The organism is Actinomadura sp. BRA 177 (assembly GCF_013372625.1).
Taxonomy (GTDB): Bacteria; Actinomycetota; Actinomycetes; order Streptosporangiales; family Streptosporangiaceae; genus Spirillospora.
In genome coordinates this window covers 1-10,057 of the sequence record NZ_JABXFD010000302.1, presented here as the reverse complement: position 1 = coordinate 10,057, position 10,057 = coordinate 1, and the positions used below count along the sequence as shown (strand labels likewise).

Annotated in this window: 8 protein-coding genes and 1 pseudogene; 5 read left to right on the top strand and 4 right to left on the bottom strand. The window is 64.8% G+C overall.

From position 1 onward, the window contains the following. Window positions 1-1,136: 1,136 nt before the first annotated feature. A pseudogene (locus HUX53_RS43030) lies at window positions 1,137-2,579 on the top strand (ATP-dependent endonuclease); the annotation flags it as partial. Here HUX53_RS43030 and HUX53_RS41120 read toward each other — a convergent pair. Further along, complete coding sequence (locus HUX53_RS41120) at window positions 2,511-2,801, bottom strand: hypothetical protein (protein ID WP_255205259.1); 291 nt, start codon at window positions 2,799-2,801, stop codon at window positions 2,511-2,513. The pseudogene HUX53_RS43030 and the gene HUX53_RS41120 overlap by 69 nt on opposite strands. Before the next feature lie 319 nt (window positions 2,802-3,120). On the opposite strand from HUX53_RS41120, the gene HUX53_RS41115 reads away from it, so the two are divergent. Beyond that, a complete protein-coding gene (locus HUX53_RS41115; protein WP_176403735.1) occupies window positions 3,121-3,696 on the top strand; it encodes a metallophosphoesterase in 576 nt (191 codons plus the stop codon). A gap of 70 nt (window positions 3,697-3,766) precedes the next feature. On the opposite strand, the gene HUX53_RS14670 is transcribed toward HUX53_RS41115, so the two are convergent. Together HUX53_RS14670 and HUX53_RS14665 are read right to left on the bottom strand one after the other, a co-directional pair. After that, the gene (locus HUX53_RS14670) at window positions 3,767-4,786 is read right to left on the bottom strand and encodes a DNA topoisomerase IB (RefSeq protein WP_176403741.1); all 1,020 of its coding nucleotides are present in this window, start codon (window positions 4,784-4,786) and stop codon (window positions 3,767-3,769) included. Beyond that, complete coding sequence (locus HUX53_RS14665; RefSeq protein WP_176403740.1) at window positions 4,786-5,634, bottom strand: SDR family oxidoreductase; 849 nt, start codon at window positions 5,632-5,634, stop codon at window positions 4,786-4,788. Before HUX53_RS14665 ends, HUX53_RS14670 begins: the two co-directional genes overlap by 1 nt. 162 nt (window positions 5,635-5,796) lie before the next feature. Between HUX53_RS14665 and HUX53_RS14660 the strand changes: the two genes are divergently transcribed. From HUX53_RS14660 to HUX53_RS14650, 3 genes are all read left to right on the top strand, one after another. Then, window positions 5,797-6,570: an SDR family NAD(P)-dependent oxidoreductase gene (locus HUX53_RS14660; protein ID WP_176403739.1), complete on the top strand. Its 774-nt coding sequence runs from the start codon at window positions 5,797-5,799 to the stop codon at window positions 6,568-6,570. Window positions 6,571-6,578: 8 nt separating this feature from the next. Beyond that, on the top strand, window positions 6,579-7,343 hold the full coding sequence (locus HUX53_RS14655; protein ID WP_176403738.1) for a crotonase/enoyl-CoA hydratase family protein: 765 nt from the start codon (window positions 6,579-6,581) through the stop codon (window positions 7,341-7,343). Between the two features lie 170 nt (window positions 7,344-7,513). Then, window positions 7,514-8,590: a hypothetical protein gene (locus tag HUX53_RS14650; RefSeq protein ID WP_176403737.1), complete on the top strand. Its 1,077-nt coding sequence runs from the start codon at window positions 7,514-7,516 to the stop codon at window positions 8,588-8,590. 56 nt (window positions 8,591-8,646) lie between these two features. Here HUX53_RS14650 and HUX53_RS14645 read toward each other — a convergent pair whose 3' ends face one another. Beyond that, complete coding sequence (locus tag HUX53_RS14645; protein WP_176403736.1) at window positions 8,647-9,948, bottom strand: FAD-binding oxidoreductase; 1,302 nt, start codon at window positions 9,946-9,948, stop codon at window positions 8,647-8,649. Window positions 9,949-10,057: the final 109 nt, after the last annotated feature.

Below are 10,057 nucleotides of genomic sequence, written 5' to 3'. Positions count from 1 at the left end.
GGTATTTGACGAGTCATGAAACGCTCATTGCACGAACGCCGTAATGATCATTCATTGCAGTCCCTCGGGGCGTGTTTCGGTAAGCCTTGCTCCACAAAACGGCCAGATCGTTCCAATTTATGAAGGCCACTTCAAAGACGGTGAGAAAGCTGGCTTCCCGGGAGTACCCGGCAGTTATTACGCCGGCGTTCTGACAATACATCGCCTTGACGCAGTAGAGCCAAAGGGTCCTTGGGTACCGGCCAATAAATGTCAGGTAGACAACAGCTGTAACCCTGAAGATTTTTCGATCAACTAAGGCCCTGTGTACCCGCTACTACCCTAGCCATGCCTAGGCTATCGGAGACCAACTTGTCAGAAACCTCTCTCACTTTCAAATGCCTAGGCCACACCATGCGTGAGGACGGCTTGATTGGGCGCTACCACCTAAAGGTGACCGATATCAGGAGTGGCAGTACCGCGACAATCTCTGTGGAGCCCAGGCACCTTGCCTCCGCCCGAAGCATGAAAAGGATCCTTCTAGCTCGGTGCATGTTCTACAGGGCAACACGCGCATCGCACGACAATATGCTACTCGACATTCTTGATCCGCAATCTGGAGGAACTCAAGATTAGCCTGGCCTGTCTGGCTTTTCGAGCATCATCAGTTTTCTTTTCGCAAGTTCCATCACCGAATCAAAGAACCTATATGGTGTCTAGCCAGAATGACCATGGAACTGAACAGAGCGTTGAGTGTTCGGCAGATGACATCAGTGCGTATATAAAGATGCGAGTTGCAGTAGTCAGCGTCCTGGCTTTATGGCCGCCCAATGTTATCCAGGAGGCCCTAATTAAGCTTCTCCTGTGGGACGAGCAAATTTCTTTAGGAAATAGAAAAACACTTGCAAGGGCTAGGCGAGTCGGTGGAAATCTTCATGTCCGTCAACCCTGACGAATACGATGACGTCAGCTGGAGCACGTTTTGGCCTGCGCCCCAACACTTGCAATCATGTGATAAAGCTATTGCGAAGCAGCGCAATCGCTGCGCCTACTGCTGGCGCCTGCAAGCGGTTTCTGTGGGAAAATCATTCCCCCTCACGCTACCATCGCTCACAAACGAACAAGGCTGTTTATGAGTGTTGGCGCTCTGGAGAATTATGCACATTTCCAAAATGACTTTGGTCAACTACCGAAACTTCAGCAATACAACGCTGAAGTTTCAGCGGGGCGTCAACACCATCATCGGCGAGAATGGCGCAGGTAAGTCCAATATCCTACGCGCAATCCGTCTACTACTGGATGACACCATGGTGCGTGCCGCCTATCGACTGGAGGAATCGGACTTCTGCCGATCGCTCGGCGAATGGCGAGGCCACTGGATCATCATCAGTGTTGAGTTCGAAGAGATCAGCGCTGACGAAGCCGTGCAGGCGCTATTCCTTCATGGCACGGCTGCGCTCGAAGGCGGACCGCTGGCGAAGGCCACCTATAACCTCATCTTCCGTCCGAAAAAGGAGATCCGGCTCAAGCTGGCTGCTCTCGATGTTTTTGATGATGAAGAGCTTACGAGAATACGTAATGCCATCACGATTGACGACTACGAAACTGTGTTCACAGGAAGAAGCGGTGCCGATTTCAGTGACCCCTCCGTCTACCAATCGATCGTGGGCGATTTCGATACGTGTATTTTCAGTGCCGAGACTGAATTTCCTGAGATAGGGGCTAAAGTCCCCGGATTTCTCTCGGTTACGAAAGAAGTGTCACTGACCTTCATCCAGGCCCTTCGGGATGTCGTGGCCGAGTTTCACAACAACCGAACGAACCCGTTGTTTACGCTTCTTAAAAGCAAGAGCGGCGAGATCGATCCAGTGTCGATGCTTCCCATAACCGAGATGGTCAGGAACCTGAATGCCTCTATCGAAGGCCTCGAAGACGTGCAGTCGGTTCGTAACCACATTCGGGAAACCATCAAGGATGCGGCCGGAGAAACCTATTCGCCTGCTTCGCTTTCGATCAAATCTGACCTACCAGACGAAGCAGAAAAATTATTTCAGTCGCTGCGCCTCTTCGTCGGCGAGACCGATGACGGGTATGAGGGTGGTATCCATGAGCTGAGCTTGGGCGGAGCGAACCTTATCTACCTGACGCTGAAACTCCTTGAGTTCAAGTATCAGCGCGAGAAGCTTGCCATTGCCAATTTTCTGCTAATAGAGGAGCCCGAAGCGCACATCCACACCCACATCCAGAAAACTCTGTTCGACCGTATTTCCTACAGCGATGCCCAGATCATCTACACGACGCATTCGGCCCACATCTCCGAAGTGAGCAATGTGAGTAACGTCAACATTCTGGGACGGCAAGGCTCATATTGCGAGGCTTATCAACCCGCTACGGGGCTCGAGCCATCAGAGGTGAGAAGCATCCAGAGATATCTGGATGCCGTTCGTAGCAATTTGCTGTTCGCTAAAAGCGTGCTGCTCGTTGAAGGCGATGCGGAGGAGATACTGATCCCAGTCTTGGTGAAGAAGCTGCTAGGGCTGAGCGTTGATGAGTTGGGTATTAGCGTCATCAACATACGCAGCACGGGGTTCAAAAACGTCGCGGTCCTTTTTCACGACCTCCGAATCCGCAAGCGCTGTGCGATAGTCACTGACCTTGATACCACCTTCTTTGATGTGACGCCGCAGCCAACTGACCTTGAATTTCTGGCAAGCAAGAAGCGCAAGGCGATAGGTTCCCAAAAAGCTGGCGCCGAACGCAAGGTTGGCCTCGATGCCTTTGTCGCTGGAAACCCTTGGATCTCGGTCTACTATGCACCACACACCTTTGAAGTTGACCTCGTGTCAGCGGGCAACGAGGAAGCGTTTGTTCGAGCAGTGAGTAAGATCTATAAAGCGCCGCACACTATCAATGAAGCGGTGGAGGCCCTTCGATCAGGTCAGCCTCATCTGGTAGGTTTTCGTGCACTGTTGATGGCTGAGCATGAAGGGAAAGGCTGGTTTGCAATCATGCTCGCCGAAGAACTGGACCATCAGGTAGCGATCCCTCCCTACATCCTGCAGGCCATTCACTTCGCACATGGGCACATATCCCCTCTGCTGCTCACCAGAATCCTACACTATCGAGTTGCCCGCCAAATCCATGCCGATCCCTCAGGGCAACCACGACTACCACTCCGACGCCGAGGACGAGATCGGGGGCGTGCTGCGGGACGCCGGAGTGACCGTCCTCGAAGGCGATGCCACGGTCCTGGACTGCGGCGGGACGACCCTGGGCGTCGCGGGCGGCAAGGGGTTCGGCGGCGGTTTCGAGGGCCGCTGCGCCAGCGACTTCGGCGAGCCCGAGATGAAAGCGTTCATCCGGCACACCAAGGACTTCGCCGCGCGGCTCAACGCGTCCCTCACCGATCTGGACACCGACGTCACGATCGCCCTCACCCACTACGCGCCGTGCCCGGACACCCTCGAAGGCGAGCCGCTGGAGATCTACCCCTTCCTCGGCAGCTACCTCATGGGCGAGGCCATCGACTCCGCGGGCGCCGATCTCGCGATCCACGGCCACGCGCACAAGGGGACGGAGAAGGGCCTCACGTCCGGCGGCATCCGGGTGCGGAACGTGGCGCTCCCGGTGATCCAGCACGCCTACGCCATGTACTGCCTGGAGGCGCCGGAGGCCGCGGATCGCGGTCCCGTCCGGGAACGGGTGTCGGCCTGGTGACGTTCGCCACTACGAGTGGACGATCGTGAGATCGCGCGGAGGGGAGTGATCTCCCGGTCGTCCCACAGCCTCAGCCCGCCGAGCGCAGCAGGTCCAGGACGGCCTGCTCGACCGGGCCCTGCGTCGCCAGCTCGCCCTCGGACGTCTCCACGCCGAGCCCCCCGAGCACGGGCGCGACCGTCTCGCCGTCCTCGTAGAGCGAGATGATGCGCGGGTCGATGTAGGACGCCCGCGCCACGGCCGGGGTGTTCCCGAGGTAGGCGGCGACCTCCTTGACGACGCGGACGATGGCGCGCTTGCGGGCGGAGTCGCTGCCGTCGGCGCGCACCGACACCGCGAGCCCGACGGCGGCGAGGACGGTGGCGTGCCAGGTGCGGAAATCCTTGGCGGTGAAGTCGCCGCCGGTCACTTCACGGACGAAGTCATTGATGTCGGACGTGGTGACGTCGTGCCAGCCGTCCCGCGTCCGGTAGGCGAGGAGTTCGGGTGCGTCGTCCCCGCGCCGTTTGAGCCCGGCGACGACCTTGCACACGTTCTCCTCGGCGACCGCCCGGTACAGGTCCTTCGAGCCCTTGGCCGGGTACTCGAACGTCACCTCGTCGCGCCGGCACGTCACGTGCTCCCGCAGGACGGTCGCGAGCCCGAACGTGCCGTTCTCCGCCGCGTACGCCTCCCCGCCGATGCGGAAGAACCCGAGGTCGATGAGGCGCACAGCCGCCGCCAGGACCCGCTCCCGCGAATAGCCTCGTCCGGCCAGATATTCGGTCAGCGTGTGGCGAACCTTGGGCAGCCGTTCGGCCAGCTCTAGGACGTGCTCATGTTTCTCTTGGTCGCGCTGTTCCCGCCATGCCTCGTGGTAGAGGTACTGGCGCCGACCGGCCGCGTCGGTGCCCATCGCCTGGATGTGGCCGTCCGCGTCAGGGCAGATCCAGACGTCCTTCCATGCGGGCGGTATGACGAGCGACCGGATGCGTTCCTTCTCGGCGAGGTCTTGCAAGGGACGGCCGTCTAAGCCGAGATACACGAACCCCTTGCCGGCCCTCCGCCGTCCGTAGCCGGGTTCACCAGTGTCGCTACGTTGCAGCTCCATCAGCCGGGATGTATCTCTCCACCGGCGGGTACCAGCGTCTGCCCGGTGTAGTACGACGACTGGCGGTTGGAGGCGAAGAACACGTAGGACGGCGCGATCTCATCGGGATCGGCGGGACGTCCCATCGGTGCGTTCTTCCCAAAGGATTCGACACGTTCCTCGTCGAACGTCGCGGGAATCAGCGGCGTCCACACCGGCCCTGGCGCGACGCAGTTGACGCGGATCTCGCGGTCCATGAGGTTCTGGGTGAGGCTCCCGGTCAGCGACATCACGGCGCCCTTGCTCGCGGAGTAGTCGATGAGCGACTTGTTGCCGCGCAGCCCGTTGATGGACCCGGTGATGATGATGGACGACCCCGGCCCCATATGGTCGAGTGCCTCCTGGATCGTCCAGAAGACCGCGAACACGTTGACCTCGAACGTCCGGCGGAGCTGCTCGTCGTCGATCTCCCGGACGTCCTTCACCGGCGCCTGCGTGCCGTGGTGCAGGACGAGCACGTCCAACGCACCCAGTTCCCGGACGCTGTGCTCGACGACCTCGCGGCAGTGCCGCTCCTCGGCCATGTCGCCGCCGAACGTGAAGCAGCGCCGTCCCGCGGCCTCGACCAGGCCCGCGGTGTGCCGGGCGTCGTCGTCCTCCTCCAGGTACGTGATCGCGACGTCGGCGCCCTCCTTGGCGAACGCGACGGCGGTCGCGCGGCCGATCCCGGAGTCGCCGCCGGTGATCAGCGCGCGACGCCCGTGCAGCAGGTCGCTGCCGGTGTAGTCGCGCATCTCGTCGCGCGGTTCGGGTGCCATGTCCCCGGTCCGGCCGGGGTAGGACTGGCTCTGTGGCGGACGCTCGCTCATGTTCGGCGGGTGCCCGTAGCTGCGGGGAGCAAACGCGCCCCCTATTGTAACTCGTGAGTAATAAGCGCCTCCGTGATCCGCCGGGGTGTGCGCGGAGCGCGCGAGGACGTCTGGATAGCATCACCCCGAACCACATTCGGTCCCTCACGTAAGGTGTCGCTTATGGACCTGAACGGAGTTTCCGCCGTCGTATCCGGTGGCGCGAGCGGCCTCGGTGAGGCCACCGTCCGCGCGCTGGCCGCCGAAGGCGCCAAGGTGGTCGTCGCCGACCTCAACGAGGACAAGGGCAAGGCACTCGCCGACGAGATCGGCGGCGTCTTCGTCAAGACGGACGTGTCGAACGAGGAGCAGGTGCAGGCCGCCGTCCAGGCCGCCGTCGACACCGGCGACCCGCTGCGCGTCATCGTCAACAGCGCCGGCATCGGCTGGGCCTCGCGGACGGTGAACCGCGACGGCAGCCCGCACGACCTGGCCTCCTACGAGACCGTCATCCGGGTCAACCTCATCGGCACCTTCAACCTGATGCGGATCGGCGCCGCCGCGATCTCCAAGACCGAGCCCGCCGACGCCGACGGCGCGCGCGGCGTGGTGATCAACACCGCGTCCATCGCCGGCCTCGAAGGCCAGACCGGGCAGATCGCCTACTCCGCGTCCAAGGGCGGCATCATCGGCATGACGCTGCCGGCGGCGCGCGACCTCGCCGCGATCGGCGTCCGGGTCAACACCATCTGCCCGGGCATCATCGACACCCCGATCTACGGCGAGGGCGAGGGCGCGGACGCGTTCAAGGCCAAGCTCGCCGCGCCGGTCCCGTTCCCGAAGCGGATGGGCAAGGCGCCGGAGTTCGCGCACCTGGTCAAGTCCCTGATCGAGAACGACTACATGAACGGCGAGACGATCCGCTTCGACGGCGGTATCCGCTTCCAGCCGAAGTGAGGCACTGAATGACCGACGCTGTTCTGACCGAGGAAGACGGCGCCGTCCTCGTCATCACCATCAACCGCCCGGAGGCCCGCAACGCGGTCAACGGCGAGGTGGCGCGGGGCATCGCGGCGGCCATCGAGGAGCTCGACTCCCGCAAGGACCTGTCCATCGGCGTGCTCACCGGCGCCGGCGGGACGTTCTGCTCCGGCATGGACCTCAAGGGCTTCCTGACCGGCGACAACCCGATCGTCGAGGGACGCGGGTTCGCCGGCATCGTGGAGCGTCCGGCGGCCAAGCCGCTGATCGCCGCCGTCGAGGGCTACGCGCTCGCCGGCGGCTGCGAGGTCGCGCTGTCCTGCGACATGATCGTCGCGGCCCGGGACGCCCAGTTCGGGCTGCCCGAGCCGAAGCGCGGCCTGGTCGCGGCCGGCGGCGGGCTGCTGCGGCTGCCGCAGCGCATCCCGTTCCACATCGCCATGGAGATCGCCCTCACCGGCGACAAGTACCCGGCGGAGCGGATGGCCGAGCTCGGGTTCGTCAACCGGCTCGCCGAGCCGGGCGGCGCGCTCGCCGCGGCCAAGGAGCTGGCCCTCAAGGTCGCCGAGAACGCGCCGCTGGCGCTCGCGGCGACCAAGAAGGTCATCGTCGAGTCCGCGGACTGGACGGACGAGGTGGCGTGGAAGAAGCAGCAGGAGATCACGCTGCCGGTCTTCACGTCCAAGGACGCCCAGGAGGGCCCGGCGGCGTTCGCCGAGAAGCGCAGGCCGAACTGGAAGGGCGAGTAGCCTGTCCGGCGTGAGACGCCCGGAACCGTGCGGTTCCGGGCGTCTTGACGTCTGTGACTGATGTGCCTGGTGCGTCCTGATCCGGCCGGGTCGGGGGTTCCCCTTACCGTGCAGTAAGTAATGCCGTACTCTTTTGCGCACGCTTGCTGTGATCTTGGGAGTGGGAGCATATGAGACGCAACGCGGCGCTGGCGGCCGCCACCGCCCTGGCCTGCGCGGCCGGGACGGTCGCGGTGGCCGCTCCGGCGCACGCCGCCGGCTGGAAGAACATCTCCAGCGGGGCGCTGAACTACAACGGCAGCCTCGACCGGGTCGACTTCGGCGCGAAGAACGCAGGCTGGGCCGTCGGCGCCGCCGGCTCCTTCTTCGGCATGGAGGCGAAGATCGTCCGCTGGACGGGCTCCGCCTGGGCCGCCGACAAGAGCCCGGTCGGCTTCACCCCGACCGACGTCGCCGTCTCCAGCGCCTCCAAGGCATGGGTCATCGGCTACAACTGGAGCGGCACCCTCGGCCTCTACTGGAACGGCACCAAGTGGAGCCAGGTCGCCTACCCGATGGTGGGCTTCCCGACCGCCGTGTCCGCCGCGCCCGACGGCACCGCCTACTCCATCGCCGGGATCGACGCCGCCGCCGGCGGACCGTCCGCCATCCTGCGCTGGACGGGCAGCGCCTGGGTCGACCCCAAGGTCCCGCTGCCGGCGGGCTCGTCCATCACCGCCGTTGACGTCCGCTCCAAGAACGACGTGTGGCTCGCCGGCACCACGTCCGCGACCGGAACGTCCGTCACCGGGCTGGTGATGCACTTCAACGGCACGTCCTGGAAGAAGATCGACGTCCCCGGCTCCCTGGGCGTCCCCGGCTACCAGGGCACCCTGCACCGCATCGTCGCCGACTCGCCGACGAACGTCTACGTGCTGCGCGTCCGGCAGAACGCCCAGATCACCAACGCGATCCAGCGCTACAACGGCACGTCCTGGCAGACGATCAACACCCCGCTGAACGCGGCGGGCATCGGCCTGTCGTCGGACGGCAAGGGCGGCGTGGTCATGCTCCCGATCACGACCGGCACCAAGAGCCAGTACATGCACTACAACGGCTCGTCCTGGACGACGCTGAACGGCCCCGGCCGCTCCGGCACCGTCCAGGCGTCCGACGTCGACGCCCGTCCCGGCACGTCCGCGATCGTGAGCACCGGTACCGCGTCCGATCCCAGCAAGAAGGCGCCGTTCATCGAGTACTTCAGCTGACGCAACGCCTGAACGCCCGTCCTGCCACCCCCCGGCAGGACGGGCGTTCGCGTTCGTTAGCCGAGAACGGGGAAGTTGCTGCGCAGGACGCCCTGCGGGTCGCGGGCGCGCTTGATGCCGCGAAGCCGGGTGAGGGTCTCGGGGGTGAAGGCGTTGGCGGCGCGCTCGCCGGGGGCCAGGAGGGTGAACGGCTTGCGGCCCGTGGTGTGTGGGACGAGGGCGTCCGCGATCTCCCGCTGGCGGGTCCGCACGGCCGTGCCGCCGTCCTCGCCGGGGATGCCGAACATGTAGAGGGCGAACGGCTCGTCCAGGTGTCCGGCAGGAGTCCCGGACGGACGGGCGAGAGCCCCGCCGAGATGCCGGACCTGCACGCTGAGCAGCGGGTCGATCGGACGCTCCAAGAGCGCCGCCGCCACAGAGTCGTCCAGGCCGGTCAGGAGTTCCGCGTGCGAGACGCCGGGCCCGGGGTCGGTCGGCTCTGCGGTGATCGAGCCGAGGTCGGCGACCGGAAGCATGGTGCGGGAGTCGGAGATCCGCCCCGGGATCTTGTCGAGCGGACGGAGAAGGACCTCCGCGTCGCCGCCGTCGCCGAGGAACGTGCTGTCCACCGCCACCAGCGGGTCGGCGCCGGGGAACTGGAGGAGTTCGTACCAGGCGGTCAGCTCGTCCGGGGCGGACGCCGTGATCTCGCGGAAGGCGTCCAGGACGGGCCGGGCCAGGTCGGCGGGCCAGAGCATCCGCCCGCCGTGCAGGCGCGGCGCGGGGTGCAGGTCGAACTCGATCGCGGTGACGATCGCGAAGTCGCCGCCCCCGCCGCGCAGCGCCCAGAACAGGTCGGGGTCGGAGCCGGCCGTCACCCGGGAGCGGCGGCCCGTGGCGTCCACGACGTCGAACGCCCGGACGCTCTCGGAAGCGAAGCCGTGCTTGCGGCCGAACCAGCTGAGCCCGCCGCCGAGCGTGTAGCCGGTGACGGTGACCGCCGGGCTGCTGCCGGCCAGGCCCGTCAGGCCGTGCGGGCTCGCGGCCTCCAGGACCCGGCCCCACTTGACGCCGGCGTCGGCACGGGCGATCCCGTCGCGGACCTCCAGTTCGTCCAGGCGGGTCGTGCGCAGCAGGATCACGTCGCGGACGTCGCCGGTGGCGCCGTGGCCGCTCGGCTGGGTCGCGACGGTCAGCCCGGCGAGGTGCGCGTGCCGGACCAGCGCGGCCACGTCGTCGGCGTCGGCGGCCTCGACCACGGCCCGCACGGGCTGGTCGACCGCGAGGTTCCAGGGCCTGCGCGCGCGCTCGAAACCGTCGTCGCCCGCCGCGAGTACCCGGCCCCTGACCACGTTCCGCAGCTCGTCCCCGATGTTCATGATCTTCCCTTCGTCGTCGATGGCCTTACCTTCGCCGTTCGGGGCTGGGATCGAGCTGGGATCGAGTTGAGGTCGCCATAGGCTGGGGCTTCTGCGGAGGGGGTGCGGG

Bases quoted from the DNA above. Each gene is read 5' to 3' on its own strand.
- HUX53_RS41115 (WP_176403735.1), top strand. From the start codon at position 3,121: ATGCCGATCCCTCAGGGCAACCACGACTACCACTCCGACGCCGAGGAC.
- HUX53_RS14665 (WP_176403740.1), bottom strand. From the start codon at position 5,634: ATGAGCGAGCGTCCGCCACAGAGCCAGTCCTACCCCGGCCGGACCGGG.
- HUX53_RS14660 (WP_176403739.1), top strand. From the start codon at position 5,797: ATGGACCTGAACGGAGTTTCCGCCGTCGTATCCGGTGGCGCGAGCGGC.
- HUX53_RS14670 (WP_176403741.1), bottom strand. From the start codon at position 4,786: ATGGAGCTGCAACGTAGCGACACTGGTGAACCCGGCTACGGACGGCGG.
- HUX53_RS14645 (WP_176403736.1), bottom strand. From the start codon at position 9,948: ATGAACATCGGGGACGAGCTGCGGAACGTGGTCAGGGGCCGGGTACTC.
- HUX53_RS14655 (WP_176403738.1), top strand. From the start codon at position 6,579: ATGACCGACGCTGTTCTGACCGAGGAAGACGGCGCCGTCCTCGTCATC.
- HUX53_RS14650 (WP_176403737.1), top strand. From the start codon at position 7,514: ATGAGACGCAACGCGGCGCTGGCGGCCGCCACCGCCCTGGCCTGCGCG.